A 16,347-nucleotide genomic window follows, 5' to 3' on the forward strand; every position below is an offset into this window, starting at 1 on the left:
TGCGAAGCAGGGACCCATGACCCCAGGGAGAAGATTGACGAGAGACCGGTAACTCCGAGTCTTCGCCAAACTTCTCCCTGTGGCTATGGCTCACGGATCTGCGCGCTTGAGGCGCGCTTGTCCGGGACGACGTCGCTGAGAGAACGCAACATCCCTCTCCCGTATTGTCTTTACCCGCGGATGACGCCACACTCGGCGGTATAAAAACAAAACGCCACGGGAGAGACATGTCCATCACACAGCCATTGGCGAATCTCGCCGACATGGTGCGCGAGCGCGCGACCAGCCGCGGCAACGCCACCGCCTACGAGTTCGAGGGCCGCGTCACCAGCTTCGCCGAGTTTAACGTGAAGACCAACCAAGTCGCGAACGCGCTTGTCGCGATGGGCGTGACGAAGGGCGAGCGCATCGCCTATCTCGGCAAGAACAGCGACCTCTATTTCGAGCTGCTGATGGGCGCGATGAAGGCTGGTGTCGTCATGGCGCCGGTGAACTGGCGGCTCGCCGGGCCCGAGGTCGCTTTCATTGTCGCCGATTGCAAGGCGCCGGTGCTATTCGTGGGGCCGGAGTTCATCGCGCACGTCCGTCAGATCAAGGATCAGCTTCCGGGCGTGCGCACTGTCATCACCACCGAGGGCGGCGCGCCGGAATGGCAGGATTTTACGGCTTGGCGCGATGCGCAGAGCGGCGATGATCCCAGGGTGCCGGTCGACACCAGGGACATCGCGATCCAGCTCTATACGTCGGGCACGACGGGCAAGCCGAAAGGCGCGATGCTGTCGCATGCGAACTTCCTCAACCTCGTGCAAACCGGCAATGCCGCGGACAAGCCGGAATGGAACCGGTGGTCAACCACTGACGTCTCGCTGGTGGCGATGCCGATCTTCCACATCGGCGGTTCAGGCTGGGGCGTGATGGGGCTCTATCACGGCGCCCGCGGCGTGATCGCGCGCGAGTTCGATCCGACCAAGGTGCTGGATTTCTTCGAGCAGTCGGGCATCACAAAGCTGTTCATGGTGCCGGCGGCGATGCAGTTCGTGGTGCGGCAGCCGCGCGCGAAGACGGTCGATTTCTCGCGGCTGAAATACATGCTGTACGGCGCCTCGCCGATTCCGGCGGCGCTGCTGAAGGAATGCATCGACATCTTCAAATGCGGCTTCGTGCAGATGTACGGCATGACGGAGACCACCGGCACCATCGTCGCTCTGCCGCCAGAGGATCACGTCGAGGGGCTGGAGCGGATGCGTTCGGCCGGCAAGGCGCTGCCAGGTGTCGAGATTGCGATCCTGGATGCGGAAGGAAAACCACTGCCGCCCCGCCAGGTCGGCGAGATCGCGACGCGCTCGGGCTCGAACATGGCCGGCTACTGGAATTTGCCGGAAGCGACCGCCTCGACGCTGCGCGGCGACGGCTGGCTGCGCACGGGCGATGCCGGGTACATGGACGAGGACGGCTATCTCTACATCCACGACCGCATCAAGGACATGATCATCTCCGGCGGCGAGAACATCTACCCGGCCGAGGTCGAGAGCGCGCTGTGCGATCACCCTGATGTCGCCGAAGCCGCCGTGATCGGCATCCCCGATGACAAATGGGGCGAAGCCGTGAAGGCCGTCGTGGTGATGAAGCCCGGCAAGCAGGCGACCGCCACCGACATCATCAACTTCACCCGCGAGCGCATCGCCGGCTTCAAGACACCGAAGAGCGTGGAGTTCCTGCCGGCGCTGCCGCGGAATCCGAGCGGCAAGATTTTGCGGCGGCAGCTGCGGGAGCCGTATTGGGCGGGGAAAGATCGAAGGGTGAATTAGCCTGGCCGTCGTCCCGGGCGCGCGCAGCGCGAGCCCGGGACCCATAACCAGAGGGGGTGGTTTGACCAAGGCTCGGAGTTAGGCGGGGACGACGGGGGAGAGATACCGCACAACAATGGCGGTGCCGTAGGGTGGGCAAAGGCGCAAACCGCCGTGCCCACCATCTCTTCACGTTTACGGACAGAAGTGGTGGGCACGTTCCGCTTTGCCCACCCTACGATAGCTGCGCTATCAACGACTGCTAATGTTTCCCCGGCCCCATATACCCGAACAGGAACCCCGCCACCTTGCGCATCTGGATCTCCTCGCTGCCTTCGGTGATGCGGTAGCGGCGGTGGTGGCGGTAGATGTGCTCGAACGGCTTGTGGCGTGAGTAGCCCATGCCGCCGTGGACCTGCATGGCGCGGTCGGCGGATTCGCAGCAGAGGCGGTTTGCCCAGTAGTTGCACATCGAGACGCGGTCGGACAGCGTGCGCTCGATCTGCTCCTCGTTGAGCTGGTCCATCTCCCAGGCGGTCTTGCGGATCAAGAGGCGCAGCATCTCGGCCTGCGTGGCGAGCTCGACCAGCGGGAACTGGATCGCCTGGTTCTCGGCGAGCGCCTTGCCGAACGGCTTTCGCTCGCGCGCGTATTTCACACTCTCGTTGATGCAGTAGACGGCGGCGCCGAGCGAGCTTGCCGCCTGGCGGATGCGGTTCTGGTGCACGAAGCACTGCGCCAGCGACAGGCCGCGGCCGACTTCGCCGAACAGGGCATCCTCAGGCACGAACACGTCGGTAAAGCTGACGCGGGGATGGTCGGTCGGCATGTTGAAGGTCCACATGTATTCTTCGACCTTCACGCCATGGCTCTTGGCCGGCACCAGGAAGCAGGTGATGCCGCGGGCATCGCCGTCGTTGCCCGAGGTGCGCGCGAACAACGCGCAATGCGTGGCGACGTGCATGCCGGTCGTCCACATCTTCTCACCGTTGATGATCCAGCCCTTGACGTTGTCGCGGGTCGCCGGCACCGCGCGCGTCTCCATGTGGGTGGCGTCCGAGCCGTGATGCGGCTCCGTCAAGCCAAAGGTGATGCGGTACCTGCCCTTGATCGAGCCGTCGATCATCGCCTTCTGGTCGTCGCGGCCATAGCGATCGAGCATGGTGACAACGGGAAAATTGCCGACGATGGAGTGCTCGTTCTGGAGATCGTTGTGCAGGCCGAGACCCTTGGCGGCAAAGTGCTCGCGGATCACGGCCATCCAGAGGTTGGAGCCGTCCTTGCCGCCATATTGCTTCGGCACCGGAAAACGCAGATGGCCGGCGGCGTCCGCGAGATCCTTGGCCTTGCGCAACAGCGCTTCCCACTCGTGTCGCGGCAAGCCGCCATTCTCGAAATCGGTGCGCGCCCATTCGCGGCGATGGTCGAAGAAGCGGATGTTGTCGTCGGCTTGCTCGAGCGGCTTGATCTCACGCTCGATGAAGCGGTCCAGCTCTCCGAGATACGCGACGAGATCGGCAGGCAATGAGAAATCCACGGTTCTCTCCCGGATTGATTTTATCGTTTTGCGTTAAGGCGCTAGGGCGCGTTTCTGCTTCGCACGATTAAGGTGAGAAGTGTGCGAACAAGTCAAGCAAGGCGAGATGTGTGAGAGGCGCAAGGCGCGCCCGCGCAATTCGATGGTGCTCAGGCGCCGACGCGCGCTAGTATGACGCCAATATTCCTTCACGAGAAAATGCGGGAGCGCGCGATGGATCTGAAATTCTCAAAGGTGGAACGCAAGGGGCCGATCACGATCGTTACGCTGTCGCGGCCCGAGGTCTACAACGCGCTGCACACCGACGCGCATTTCGAGCTCCAGAAGGTGTTTGACGATTTCTCAGCCGATCCCGCGCAATGGGTCGCGATCGTCACTGGCGCCGGCGACAAGGCGTTCTGCGCAGGCAACGATTTGAAGTGGCAGGCCGCCGGCGGCAAGCGCGGCTGGGACAAGGGCGGCTTTGCCGGCCTCACTGCGCGCTTCGACTGCGACAAGCCGATCATCGCCGCGGTCAACGGCGTCGCCATGGGCGGCGGCTTCGAGATCGCTCTCGCCTGCGACCTGATCATCGCCTCCGAGAATGCGACCTTCGCCCTGCCTGAACCGCGCGTAGGCCTTGCCGCACTTGCCGGCGGCCTGCACCGGCTGCCGCGCCAGATCGGCCTGAAGCGCGCCATGGGCATGATCCTCACCGCGCGCCATGTCAGCGCCAAGGAGGGACATGAGCTCGGCTTCGTCAACGAGGTCGTGCCGCAGGGCGAAGCGCTCGCGGGCGCGCTACGCTGGGCGGAGATGATCACCAAGAACTCGCCGATGTCGATCCGGGCCTCGAAACAGACCATCCAGAAGGGACTTGCGGTATCGCTCGAGCAGGCGATCGAGGAGCAGCGCGACTACCCGGCGGTGAAGGCGATGGTGGCCTCGCAGGACTACATCGAGGGCCCGAAGGCGTTCTCGGAGAAGCGGCCGCCGAAATGGGTGGGGAAGTAAAAGTTTCGCTCGCCCAAGCGAGATCCTCTATCGTCACAGCTGTCATGCCCCGGCTTGACCGGGGCATCCAGTACGCCGCAGCTTCTCGGTTCAATCACTACCGTCTCTGGAATACTGGATCGCCCGCCCCTGTGCGCAATTGCGCACTAGGCGGGCGATGACGGCGACTATGGAGCGCGACCGCCCGACCCGCCTATCGCCCCAGCTCCCGCTTGTACGACGCGTAGTTCGGCTGGTCGACCGCGAGCTTGTCCATCGTGGTCGCCCACAGATGCTCGGCGAGCCCGGGCGTTGCAAGATCAACCTCACCCTTCGCGATGCGTTCTGCCAGCGCCGCGTTCAAGTCGCTGACCGAGCCGTCCATGCCGAGCAGCGCGCGCAGCCGCTCCACCTCCTTCGCATCTCTCCCCTCCTCCTGCGTCAGCTGCCGCGTGACGAGGTCGAGGATGTTGATGGCGACGCGCAGCTTGAAGGCCTGGTGGCCGGAAATCAGCGGTGTGATGTCGTTGCGGAGGAAATCGGCGACCGCCGTGGTCAGCTCGATCGGGGTCGGTTCGTCCTGCATGTCTCACCTCCCGCGCGGCGCGAGCAGCCGCAAGAGATCAATCTCGGTTTCCGAAGCGCGGCGGCCGATCATGGCGCGTTCCATCGAATGATCCGGCCCCTCGCGAAATCGCTGCATCATGCCGCCGCACATGATGCCCCAGCGCAGCGTGCCCATCACTTCCCAGAATTTGACGCGCGCAGGATCGCATTTGCGGCCCGCGGCCTCATAGCCGGCGAACAGCTCCTCGCGTGTGCCAAAACCGCCCACCGGCTTGTCGATCTCGCCAAAACGCCAAGAGTTGACGCAGACCCAGCCGAGATCCTCCATGGGATCGCCGAGATGGGCGAGCTCCCAGTCGAGCACGGCGCGGACGCCGTCGGCGCCGATGATGAGATTGCCGTTGCGGAAATCGCCATGCACCAGTGTCGTCTCGGCCGATGGGCCGGGATCGTGGTCACGCAGCCAGCGCAGCGCCAACTCGAACACGGGCTTTGGCCAGTTGAGGCTGCGATAATCGCGCTCGAACTCGCCGATCTCCTGGGTCGCAGACCGGCTGCGCAACTCGGGCAGCTTGTCCCGCTGCAGCCTGTGCAGGCCGGCGAGCACGCCGCCGATCTGCCGCGCCAACAGCGGCCGCGCCGTCGCGAACTCCTCATCGCGAAGGATCTTGCGCGCGATGGTCTCGCCGTCGACCCGCTGCATGATGAAACCGGTGCCGAGATCCTCGTCGGGCGTTAGCACATGCATCACGCGCGGCGACGGCACGCCCGCCTCATAGGCGAGCTGCATCAGCTGCGCTTCAGCGGCGAGGCCCGCCGCACGCGTCGGCGCAGCACCATACCCCTTCGGCGAGCGGCGCAGGATCGCGCCGATCGGCCCATCGGGATGCTCGATGTCGAAGCGCCATGTCTCCTGGCTGGCGCCGCCGGACAGCTTTGCCGCGCCGGTGACGCCGGTCGCTCCTTCGCACCAGCGCGCGACGCTGCGGGAGAGCTCCGCCTCGATCATTTGCCTTTGAACTGCGCCGGGCGCTTCTCCAGGAAGGCGCCAACGCCTTCACGGAAATCGTCCGTGTCGCCGGCATGGAGCTGGCACTGGAATTCGAGATTGAGCTGTTCCTCGAAGGAATTTTCCGGACTGTCCCAATAGAGCTTGCGGATCAGCGACAGCGCGACCGTCGGGCCGCTCGCAAGGTCCCGCGCAAGCTTCATCGCCTCCTCCATCAGCACCCCGTCATCGTAGACGCGGTTGACGAGGCCCCATTCCAGCGCCTTCTCGGCCGGCAGCCGCTCGCCCATCAGCGACAATTCGATCGAGCGCGCACGACCGACGAGGCGCGGCAGCAGCCAGGTCGAGCCGCAATCCGGCACGAGGCCGATGCGGCGGAAGGCCTGAAGAAAGTAAGAGGATCGCGCGCACAGAATCATGTCGCCGAGCAGCGCGAAGCTCATGCCGGCGCCGGCGGCCGGGCCGTTGACCGCGGTCACGATCGGGCAATGCAGATTGCGGATGCGCCGCAGGAAGGGATGAAAGCCGGTCTCGAGCGTCAGGCCGGCCTTGGTCTTCTTCGACTGGTTGTTGCGCCCTTGCAGATTCGCGCCGGTGCAGAACGCCCGCCCCGTGCCTGTCAGCACCACGCAGCGCACCTCGCCCTTCTTCTCCTCGATCGCGTCGAGCGCATCGGCGAGGCCGCCCAGCATGTCCACGGAGACTGCGTTCATCACCTCCTGATGGTCGAGCCGGAGGATCGCGACCGAACCATCGAAATCGAGCGTGACGTGTTTGAACTGCATGGTTTCCTCGTCAGTTGCGGCCTGCGTCAGTTTCGCAGGCCGGAATTGCTTTTGCCGGGGCGCATATTTGATTTTTGGCGCGGTCTTGTCCATGGTGATCAGAGCATAGCAAGCAATCTTGCGCGCAGCGGCTGATGCGCCTCATACCAAAAACAGGAAACGCGCCATGAACCTTTTCGATCTCACCGGCCGCGTCGCCGTGATCACCGGCGGCAATGGCGGTATCGGGCTCGGCATCGCGCAGACACTCGCGGGCCAGGGCTGCAACGTCTCGATCTGGGGCCGCAATCCTGACAAGAACAAGGCTGCTGCCGCGAGCATGGCGGGCCTCTCCGGCAAGGTCGACAGCCGCGTCTGCGACGTCACCGATCCGGCCTCGGTCGATGCGGCGATGAAGGCGACGCTCGACATTTTCGGCCGGGTCGACGGCTGCTTTGCCAATGCCGGCATCGGCGGCGGCGGCCGGCGCTCCTTCATCGAGCGCACCGAGGAGGAATGGCGCACGATGTTTGCGACCAATCTCGACGGCGTGTTCCACGCGTTCCAGGCCGCCGCAAAACATATGACCGAGCGCGCCAATGCCGGCGATCCTTTCGGCCGGCTGGTCGCGACATCGAGCCTCGCCTCGATCTTCGGCACCGCGCGCAATGAGCATTATGCCGCGACCAAGGCCGCGATCAACGCGCTGGTGCGCGCGCTCGGCGTCGAGCTGGCGCGTCACGGCGTCACCGCGAACGCGATCCTGCCCGGCTGGATCAAGAGCGACATGACCGCGGGCATCATGGCCAACGAAAAATTCGTCGCCAACGTGATGCCGCGGATTCCGATGCGCCGCTTCGGCGAGGCATCCGATTTCGGCGGCATCGCCGTGTATCTGATGAGCAAGGCCTCGTCGTATCACACCGCGGATACGTTCGTGATTGATGGCGGCTATACGGCGTTCTGATTTTTCGTAGGGTGGGCAAAAGGCGCGCTTGCGCCCGTGCCCACCATTCGCATTTTTAGATGTCGTGGTGGGCACGTTGCGCTTTGCCCACCCTACGATTTTTGTTTTTGTAAGCGCAGAATGGGAATGGGCAAATGTTCTCGCACATCATGATCGGCACCAACGACCTCGACAGGGCCAAGTCGTTCTACGACAGTCTGCTCGGCACGCTCGAAGTGCGGCCGGCCAGGGTCGACGGCCACCGCATCTTCTACATCACCAAGACCGGCGTGTTCTCGGTATCGAAACCGATCAACGGTGAACCGGCAACGTGCGCCAACGGCGGCACGATCGGTTTTGCCTGCAATTCGCCGGAGCAGGTCGATGCCTGGCATGCGGCCGGTCTCGCAGCCGGCGGCGCGCCGATCGAGGACCCGCCCGGTGTACGTCAGGGCCCGGGCGGCAAGCTCTATCTCGCTTACCTGCGCGATCTCGACGGCAACAAGATCTGCGCGATGCATCGGATGCCGAACTAGCGGCAGCAAGCACTGTCATTCCCCGCGAAGGCGGGGAATCCAGTACGCAGAGGCTTCTCGCTTCAATCACGATTATCACGGAGTACTGGATCGCCCGCCTTCGCGGGCGACGACAGTTGAGATTTCGGCGCGCGCAGGCCCTGCCGGCGCCCATCCCTATTCAAACAACATTTCAAACGCCCTCGCGATATTCCATCGCGTGGCATGGGTCGCGTGAAAAATGCGCGCTCGCACTTTGGCCGCGCTGCGACTATTCTCTCGTCCAGCACGATCTCAGCGACACGGGAGGAACAATGACAAAACACACCTACATACCCCGCACCACCAACTACACCCTCAATCCCGGCGATGAGCTCAACGATCTCCGCATGTCGGACCAGGTCCGGCCGCTCTACGACCACGTCAGGAAGTTCATCCGCGACACCGTCGAGCCGATGTCGATCGAGTTCGCCAAGGCGGGCGAAGGCAAGCAGGACCGCTGGAGCTTCACCCCGAAGCAGCTCGAGGTGCTCGAGGTCGCCAAGAACAAGGCGAAGAAGGAAGGCCTCTGGAACTTCTTCCTGCCCGATGACGAGACCGGCCAGGGCCTGAAGAATCTCGATTACGCCTATATCGCCTCCGAGCTCGGCAAGAGTCCGTTGGCCTCCGAGACCATGAACTGCTCCGCGCCGGACACCGGCAACATGGAGGTGCTCGAGCGCGTCGGCACCAAGGAGCAGAAGGAGAAGTGGCTGAAGCCGCTGATGAACGGCGAGATCCGTTCGGCCTATGTCATGACCGAGCCGAACGTCGCCTCCTCCGACGCCAAGAACATTTCGACGACCGCAAAGCTCGTCGGCGACGAATGGGTCATCAACGGCGAGAAGTACTACATCTCCGGCGTCGGCGATCCCCGCTGCAAGATCCTCATCGTGATGGTGAAGACCAATCCGGACGCGGCGCCGAGCAAGCAGCAGTCGCAGATCCTGGTGCCGCGCGACACGCCCGGCGTCGAGGTGCTCGGGCCCATGTATGTATTCGGCCAGGACCACGCCCCGCGCGGCCACATGCACATGCGCTTCAACAATGTGCGCGTGCCCAAGGAGAACATGCTGCTCGGCGAAGGCCGGGGCTTCGAGATCTCGCAGCTCCGGCTCGGCCCGGGCCGCATCCATCACTGCATGCGCACGATCGGCAAGGCCGAGAAGGCGCTCGATCTGATGGTACAGCGTGGCCTCACCCGCGAGGCCTTCGGCAAGAAGATCGCCCATCTCGGCGGCAACATGCAGATCATCGCGCAGGCCCGCTGCGAGATCGAGGCGATGCGGCTGATGGTGCTGAAGGCAGCCAAGGCGATGGACGTGCTCGGCAACAAGGAGGCTCGCGTCTGGGTCTCCATGGTCAAGGCCATGGTGCCGGAGCGCGCCTGCAAGATCATCGACCAGTCGATCCAGATGCACGGCGCCACCGGCATCTCGCACTGGACCCCGCTTGCCGAGATGTATCAGGACGTCCGCCATCTGCGCTTCGCCGACGGTCCGGACGAGGTGCACTGGATGGTGGTCGGCCGGCACGAGCTGAGCATGGCGTAATCGACGAGATGCCGTAGGGTGGGCAAAGGCGCGCACTTCGCGCGCCGTGCCCACCATCGCGGCCTACGCGAGGAGTGGTGGGCACGCTGTCGCTTTGCCCACCCTACGAAGGTCGTTCGACGGAAAAGGAAGCCGATGGAATACGCCGCCAGCGACTTGACGCCACGCGAGCGCTACAAGGTGCTGACGTCCTTCGTCCTGCCGCGGCCGATCGCGTGGGTAACCACGGTCGGGCCGACCGGCGTCGTCAACGCCGCGCCGTTCAGCTTCTTCAACGCATTCTGCGAAGATCCGCCGCTGTGCATGTTCGCGGCGAACCGCAAGCCGAACGGTCAGGACAAGGACACGTTCCTCAACATCCAGCGCACCGGCGAGTTCGTGGTCAATATCGCCGACGAGCCGCTGGCGAAAGCGATGCATGAGAGCAGCGGCGACTTTCCACCTGACGTCGGCGAGCCCGACTATCTCGGCTTGAAACTCGCGCCGTCGACCAGGATCGCGGTGCCGCGGCTGGCTGACACGCCCTGGGCGATGGAGTGCAAGCTCTGGAAGATGATCGACGTCAACGACGATCGCCGGCTGATCATGGGCGAAGGCATCCACTTCCATATCCGTGACGAGCTGTGGGACGACAAGGCGATGCGCGTGCACATGGACCGCTATCACCCGATCGGCCGCATGTTCGCCGACCGCTACTGCCGCACCGATGACCGCGTGGTGTTTCCGGCGGCGGAAGGGGCGAAGGGGAAGTAAGCCGCGGTGAAGGTGCGCCCCCTCGCCCGCCTGCGGGGAGAGGGTTGGGGTGAGGGGGATTCTCCTCGGGGACGGTGACAGTGTGACTCGCGGAGAGTCCCCCTCACCCGAATTCGATCTACGATCGAATTCGACCTCTCCCCGCAAGCGGGGCGAGGTGAAGAAAGAGGTCTACGTCGCGGGCGCGATCTTGTCCTGCGTCTTGGTCTCGAAATCGCTGGCATCATGCCGCTCGTGGAGCTGGCTGGCGGGATCGCCGGAGACGCGGTTGACCATGCGGCCGCGCTTGACGGCCGGGCGCTTGGCGATCTGGTCGGTCCAGCGCTGCACGTTCTTGTAGTCCTGCACCGACAGGAATTCGCCGGCGCCGTAGACCAGCCCCTTGGCGAGTGCGCCGTACCAGGGCCACACCGCGATATCGGCGATGGTGTAGTCATTGCCCGCGAGGTACTCGTTGTCGGCGAGGCGCCGGTCGAGCACGTCGAGCTGGCGCTTGGTCTCCATCGCAAAACGGTCGATGGCGTATTCGATCTTGGTCGGCGCGTAGGCGTAGAAATGACCGAAGCCGCCGCCGAGATAGGGTGCGCTGCCCATCTGCCAGAACAACCAGGACATCGCGTCCGTCCGGGCCTTGATCTCCTTCGGCAGGAAGGCGCCGAACTTCTCGGCGAGGTAGAACAGGATCGAGCCGGACTCGAACACCCGGATCGGTTCGGGACCGGACCGGTCCATCAGCGCCGGAATCTTGGAGTTCGGGTTGATGTCGACAAAGCCGCTGCCGAACTGGTCGCCATTGCCGATCCTGATCAGCCAGGCATCGTATTCGGCGCCCTTGTGGCCGAGCGCCAGAAGCTCCTCCAGCATCACCGTGACCTTCACCCCGTTTGGCGTCGCCAGCGAATAGAGCTGGAGCGGATGCTTGCCGACCGGCAGCTCCTTGTCGTGGGTGGGGCCGGCGATCGGGCGGTTGATGCTGGCGAACTGCCCGCCGTTCTCCTTGTTCCAGGTCCAGACTTTGGGCGGCACGTAGGCGGGGGTATCGGTCATGCTGGGGCTCCGGCGAAAAGATGCGCCTGCATTAATTAGCCCGCGAATAGCCGATGGCAAGTCCTGCCGGCCCTGCGTCCGGCGCGGGCCTCAAGCCGGCGTCATGCATCCGACCTAACCGGTCACCACCCTGCGGGGCTGCAGCGCCGCCTCCATTACAAACCCCTCGTACCCCTTTGCCGCGACCTCGTCGCAGATCCGCCTGTAGACCCCGACGCCGCCGATATAGGGCATGAAGATGCGCGGCTTGCCGGGGATGTTGGCCCCCATGTACCAGGAATTGGCCTGCGGATAGAGCGTGCCGTGGGCGACCTCGTTGACATGGGCGACCCACCTGTCCTCGGCCTCCCTGCCCGCCTCCATGGTGGCAAGGCCCTGCCTGCGCATGTGGACGAGGCAATCGGCGATCCAGTCGACATGCTGCTCGATCGAAACGATCATGTTCGACAGCACCGATGGGCTGCCGGGGCCGGTGATGATGAAGAGATTCGGAAAGCCCGCGCTCATCAGCCCGAGATAGGTCTTTGGGCCTTCCGCCCACTTCTCGTTCAGCGCCCGTCCGCCCGGGCCACTGATATCGATCTTCGCGATCGAGCCGGTCATGGCATCGAACCCTGTCGCCATCACCAGCGCGTCGACCTCGTGGTCCTTGCCTGCGACACGCACGGCATTCGCCGTGATCTCCTCGATCGGATTGGTCTTGATGTCGACCAGCGAGACGTTCGGGCGATTGAAGGTCGCGAAATAATCCGTGTCGATGCAGATGCGCTTGGTGCCGATCGGATGACTGTTGGGCTGGAGCAATTTTGCAGTCTCCGGATCCCTGACGATCTCGGCAATCTTGCCGCGTACGAAGTTTGCCGCGGTATCATTCGCGGACCTCTCGAGGCCGAGATTGTTGTAGACATACATGAAGGTGAGCCCGCCGCGCTCCCAGCGCGACGCGTACTTGCCGTTCCTGATCTCGTCGCTGTCGTCGAGTGCGCCGCGATCGGGCTGCTCCGCGAAAATGCCGTTGCGTGCGACCTCACGCGCGAACTGGCGGATCTCCGGATATTTTTTGCGGAACGTGTCGCGTTCCTCGTCGGTCAGAGCGGAATTGCGGGCGGGGATCGAGAAATTCGCCGTGCGCTGAAACACGGTGAGATGTTTGGCTTGCTCGGCGATCACAGGCGTCGACTGGATTCCTGACGATCCCGTGCCGATCAGGCCGACGCGCAAGCCGGTGAAATCGACGTCCTCGTGCGGCCAGTTGCCGGTGTGATAGACGGGGCCTTTGAAGCTCTCAAGGCCTTTGATGTCGGGCTTGCGCGCGTTCGAGAGGCAGCCGGTCGCGAGCACGATGAACTGCGCCTCAACCGTCTTGCCGCCGGATATCGTCACCGACCAGCACTTCGCACGCTCGTCGAACGCGGCGCGCTCGACGCGGGTGTCGAACTGGATGTCCCGGCGAAGATCAAAACGATCGGCAACGTGGTTGGCGTATTTCAGGATCTCCGCTTGCGGCGCGTAGCGCTCGCTCCAGTCCCATTCCTGCTGGAGCTCTTCGGAGAATGAGTAGGAGTACTGCATGCTCTCGACATCGCAGCGCGCGCCAGGATAGCGATTCCAGTACCAGGTGCCGCCGACGCCACCACCCTGCTCATAGACGCGCGCCGAGAAGCCAAGATTGCGCAGGCGATGCAGCATGTACATGCCGGCAAAGCCCGCACCGACAACGACCACGTCGTAGGCTTTCGCGGTTTGGGCCGGACTCGCTTGCGCTGGCGACATCGATTGGCGCTCCCTCGTTGTTTTCTCTTTGTTTGAGCCAGCATTCTCTGGGGCTCACAAAAGCGCAAGAGGCAAATCGGTGGGCTCTGGTCCGCATATTTTGTGCAGCGGAATGGCTCATCCGCCGCGTGGCGTCTGCACGCAAGATGCGCGGCCAAATCCGGCTTGGCATCGCAGGCGACGATGGGCTAGCGTCGAAGCGCCTTCGCTCAAGCAAAGCAACAACAGCAACGCGACGGCTGCCGGGAGAGAGCCATGAAATCGCCGATCTGCGACATGCTGGGCATCGAGTTCCCGCTGCTCGCCTTCAGTCATTGCCGCGACGTCGTTGCCGCCGTCAGCCGCGCCGGCGGCTTTGGCGTGTTAGGTGCCACCGTGCACACGCCCGACACGCTCGAACGCGAACTGAGATGGATCGACGAGCATGTAGACGGCAAGCCCTACGGCATCGACGTGCTGATCCCCGAAAATATCTCGACCTCGGGCGAGAAGGACGTCACCTGGAAGAGCCTGGAGGCGCGCGTGCCGCAGGAACACCGGGCCTACACGCGCGACCTGCTGAAGAAGTACGACATCGAGTTGACGACCACTGATGTGGCCGACAACCAGCCGCAACCGTTCGATGCAAGGACGGCACTTCAGTTGCTCGAGGTCTCTTTCAACCATCCGATCCGATTGATCGCCAACGCGCTGGGCGTGCCGCCGAAGGCGATGATCGACATGGGCAAGAAGCACGGCGTGCCGGTTGCGGCCCTCGTCGGCGCCAAGGAGCATGCGTTGCGCCAGGTCGCCGCCGGTGTCGACATCCTCGTGGTGCAGGGCACCGAGGCCGGCGGCCATTGCGGCGAGGTCTCGACCATGGTGCTGGTGCCGGAGGTGATCAAGGCGATCAAGAAGATCCGCGACGTGCCGGTGCTGGCGGCCGGCGGCATCATGACGGGACGGCAGATGGCGGCCTGCATGGCGATGGGTGCCGCGGGTGCCTGGACCGGCTCGGTGTGGCTTGCGACAGTGGAAGCCGAGACCACGGAGATTTTTCGCGAGAAGATGATCGCGGCATCCTCGCGCGACGCGGTGCGCTCGAAGGGCCGCACCGGCAAGCCCGCACGGCAGCTCCGCTCGGTCTGGACCGATGCCTGGGACCGCGCGCCGGAAAGCCCGGGCGCGCTGCCGATGCCGCTGCAGAGCATCATCAGCCGCGACGCCTTCAATTCGATCGACCGCGCAGCCGCAAGCGGCAACGCCAAGGCGCGCGATCTCGTCAGCTATTTCGTCGGCCAGGGCGTCGGCCTGATCGACGGCGTGAAGTCGGCGGGCGCCGTTGTGCAGGAGTTCAAGGAAGACTTTGCCGAAGCCGTCGAGCACATGAATGCGCTGGTGGCGGAGTGACGGTGTGCGCGGCCCATCCTTCGAGGCTCGCCAAGCGGCGCGATGCGCCGCTCGGCTCGCACCTCAGGATGACGCTGCGTCCGTAGCCGTCATCCTGAGGTGGCCGCTTCTTCAGCGGCCCTCGAAGGACGACGGCGTGCCAAGAATCTGAAACGTGAAACAAGAAGAAATGACCAAGACCAATATCCCCGAAGACCGCATCCCCGTCATCGTCGGCATCGGCGAGATCGTCGACCGACCCAAGGAGATCACCGAGGGCCTCGAGCCGCTCGACCTGCTCGAACAGGCGCTGCGCAGGGCCGAGCAGGACGCCGGCGTGAAAATGCTTGGCGAGGTGCAGTCGCTCGACGTCGTCAACTTCCTGAGCTGGCGCTACCGCGATCCGGAGAAGCTCTTGGCGCAGCGGCTCGGCATTGCGCCTGCGCATTGCCATTACGGCCCGGTCGGCGGCGAGAGCCCGATCCGCTATCTCCACGAGGCGGCAAAGCGCATTGCGCGTGGTGAATGCACGGTAGCGGCAATCTGCGGCGCGGAGGCGCAGTCGACCGCGACCAAGGCAGAACGCGCCGGGGCAAAGCTGCCCTGGACGCCATTCGCGCATGACGTCGAGGAGCCCAAGCGCGGCGCCGCGTTCCAGAAGCCGCTGGCGGTGAAGCTCGGCGTGTTCCGTCCTGTTACCGTCTATCCCTTCTATGAGTCCGCCTCCTCCGCCCATTGGCGCCAGACGCCCCGCGAAGCCATGGCAGAGTCCGGCACGCTGTGGTCGCGCTACTCCGAGGCCGCCGCCGAAAATCCCAACGCCTGGCTGAAGCGGCGCTATGCGCCGGACGAGATCACGACGCCGACGGCGGACAATCGCCTGATCGCATGGCCCTACAACAAGCTCATGGTTGCCAACCCCAGCGTCAACATGGGCGGCGCGTTGCTGCTCACCAGCCTCGCCAAGGCACGAGCGGCCGGAATTCCCGAGGACAGACTGGTCTACCCGCTCGGCGGCGCCTCGGCGGAAGAGCCGCGCGACTATCTCTTGCGCGACCAGTTTTACGAGAGCCATCCGCAGAACGCCGTGCTGAAGGCAGTGATGGACCTCGCCGGCGGCGACGGCAAGAAGTTCGACGCGATCGAGCTCTATAGCTGCTTCCCGTGCGTCCCCAAGATGGCGCGGCGTACGCTGGGCCTGGGCGCCGACGTGCAGCCGACCGTGACCGGTGGCCTCACCTTCTTCGGCGCGCCGCTCAACACCTACATGACGCATGCAGCCTGCGCGATGATCCGGCGTGTGCGCGACGGCGCCAAGCTCGGGCTGCTCTACGGCCAGGGCGGTTTTGTTACCAAGCATCACGCCCTGGTGGTGTCGAAGACGCCGCCGCGTGAGGCCCCGGCGCAGGAGACGAGCGTGCAGGCGGAAGCCGACCGCAACAAGCGCGCGGTGCCGGAGTTCGTCACGGAGCCGAGCGGCAGGGGCAAGGTGGAGAGCTTTACGGTGCTCTATGGCCGAGGCGGCGATGTCGAGCACGGCGTGGTGATGCTGCGCACGCAAGACGACCGGCGCACGCTGGCGCGGATTCCCGCGCGCGATAGCGCGACGCTGGCACATCTGCTGAACATGGATCGCACGCCGGTCGGCTCGCTCGGCGAGATCACGATGGCTGCGGATGGCGTGCCGGAGTGGCGCGTGGCGTAGCTGGCTCTCGTG

14 protein-coding genes are annotated in these 16,347 nt (G+C 64.3%); 8 read left to right on the forward strand and 6 right to left on the reverse strand.

Annotated features, from left to right (window positions below; all coding sequences use genetic code 11):
• Positions 1-227: 227 nt before the first annotated feature.
• Positions 228-1,808 (forward strand): fatty acid--CoA ligase, encoded by a 1,581-nt coding sequence (locus JQ627_RS04695; protein WP_212482957.1) that lies wholly within the window; start codon positions 228-230, stop codon positions 1,806-1,808.
• Positions 1,809-2,049: 241 nt separating this feature from the next.
• On the opposite strand, the gene JQ627_RS04700 is transcribed toward JQ627_RS04695, so the two are convergent.
• Complete coding sequence (locus JQ627_RS04700; RefSeq protein ID WP_212482958.1) at positions 2,050-3,324, reverse strand: acyl-CoA dehydrogenase family protein; 1,275 nt, start codon at positions 3,322-3,324, stop codon at positions 2,050-2,052.
• Between the two features lie 213 nt (positions 3,325-3,537).
• On the opposite strand from JQ627_RS04700, the gene JQ627_RS04705 reads away from it, so the two are divergent.
• The gene (locus JQ627_RS04705) at positions 3,538-4,317 is read left to right on the forward strand and encodes an enoyl-CoA hydratase-related protein (RefSeq protein WP_212482959.1); all 780 of its coding nucleotides are present in this window, start codon (positions 3,538-3,540) and stop codon (positions 4,315-4,317) included.
• 193 nt (positions 4,318-4,510) lie between these two features.
• Here the strand turns inward: JQ627_RS04705 and JQ627_RS04710 are convergent, their stop codons facing one another.
• From JQ627_RS04710 to JQ627_RS04720, 3 genes are read right to left on the reverse strand one after another with little or no spacing between them, the layout of a single operon-like run.
• Entirely contained in the window at positions 4,511-4,882 is a 372-nt protein-coding gene (locus JQ627_RS04710; protein ID WP_212482960.1) for a DUF6285 domain-containing protein, read from the reverse strand.
• A gap of 3 nt (positions 4,883-4,885) precedes the next feature.
• A complete protein-coding gene (locus JQ627_RS04715) occupies positions 4,886-5,872 on the reverse strand; it encodes a phosphotransferase family protein (RefSeq protein ID WP_212482961.1) in 987 nt (328 codons plus the stop codon).
• Positions 5,869-6,657 carry an enoyl-CoA hydratase/isomerase gene (locus JQ627_RS04720; protein WP_212482962.1) on the reverse strand — a complete coding sequence of 263 codons (789 nt, stop codon included), beginning with the start codon at positions 6,655-6,657 and terminating at the stop codon, positions 5,869-5,871. The genes JQ627_RS04715 and JQ627_RS04720 overlap by 4 nt, the downstream gene beginning before the upstream one ends.
• A gap of 166 nt (positions 6,658-6,823) precedes the next feature.
• On the opposite strand from JQ627_RS04720, the gene JQ627_RS04725 reads away from it, so the two are divergent.
• From JQ627_RS04725 to JQ627_RS04740, 4 genes are all read left to right on the forward strand, one after another.
• Positions 6,824-7,603 (forward strand): SDR family NAD(P)-dependent oxidoreductase, encoded by a 780-nt coding sequence (locus JQ627_RS04725; protein WP_212482963.1) that lies wholly within the window; start codon positions 6,824-6,826, stop codon positions 7,601-7,603.
• A gap of 134 nt (positions 7,604-7,737) precedes the next feature.
• Positions 7,738-8,118, forward strand: a complete 381-nt coding sequence (locus JQ627_RS04730) for a VOC family protein (protein WP_212482964.1) — start codon at positions 7,738-7,740, stop codon at positions 8,116-8,118.
• 293 nt (positions 8,119-8,411) lie between these two features.
• The gene (locus tag JQ627_RS04735; RefSeq protein ID WP_212482965.1) at positions 8,412-9,689 is read left to right on the forward strand and encodes an acyl-CoA dehydrogenase family protein; all 1,278 of its coding nucleotides are present in this window, start codon (positions 8,412-8,414) and stop codon (positions 9,687-9,689) included.
• Positions 9,690-9,824: 135 nt separating this feature from the next.
• Positions 9,825-10,442 carry a flavin reductase family protein gene (locus tag JQ627_RS04740; RefSeq protein ID WP_212482966.1) on the forward strand — a complete coding sequence of 206 codons (618 nt, stop codon included), beginning with the start codon at positions 9,825-9,827 and terminating at the stop codon, positions 10,440-10,442.
• 171 nt (positions 10,443-10,613) lie between these two features.
• On the opposite strand, the gene yghU is transcribed toward JQ627_RS04740, so the two are convergent.
• Positions 10,614-11,489 (reverse strand): glutathione-dependent disulfide-bond oxidoreductase, encoded by an 876-nt coding sequence (gene yghU / locus JQ627_RS04745; RefSeq protein WP_212482967.1) that lies wholly within the window; start codon positions 11,487-11,489, stop codon positions 10,614-10,616.
• Positions 11,490-11,603: 114 nt separating this feature from the next.
• Complete coding sequence (locus JQ627_RS04750; RefSeq protein WP_212482968.1) at positions 11,604-13,262, reverse strand: NAD(P)/FAD-dependent oxidoreductase; 1,659 nt, start codon at positions 13,260-13,262, stop codon at positions 11,604-11,606.
• Between the two features lie 255 nt (positions 13,263-13,517).
• Here JQ627_RS04750 and JQ627_RS04755 point away from each other — a divergent pair, with 255 nt between their 5' ends.
• The gene (locus JQ627_RS04755; RefSeq protein WP_212482969.1) at positions 13,518-14,651 is read left to right on the forward strand and encodes a nitronate monooxygenase; all 1,134 of its coding nucleotides are present in this window, start codon (positions 13,518-13,520) and stop codon (positions 14,649-14,651) included.
• A 169-nt stretch (positions 14,652-14,820) separates the two neighbouring features.
• The gene (locus tag JQ627_RS04760; protein WP_212482970.1) at positions 14,821-16,335 is read left to right on the forward strand and encodes an acetyl-CoA acetyltransferase; all 1,515 of its coding nucleotides are present in this window, start codon (positions 14,821-14,823) and stop codon (positions 16,333-16,335) included.
• The last annotated feature ends 12 nt before the right edge of the window (positions 16,336-16,347 follow it).

Source organism: Bradyrhizobium liaoningense (genome assembly GCF_018130785.1).
Lineage (GTDB): Bacteria > Pseudomonadota > Alphaproteobacteria > Rhizobiales > Xanthobacteraceae > Bradyrhizobium > Bradyrhizobium liaoningense_A.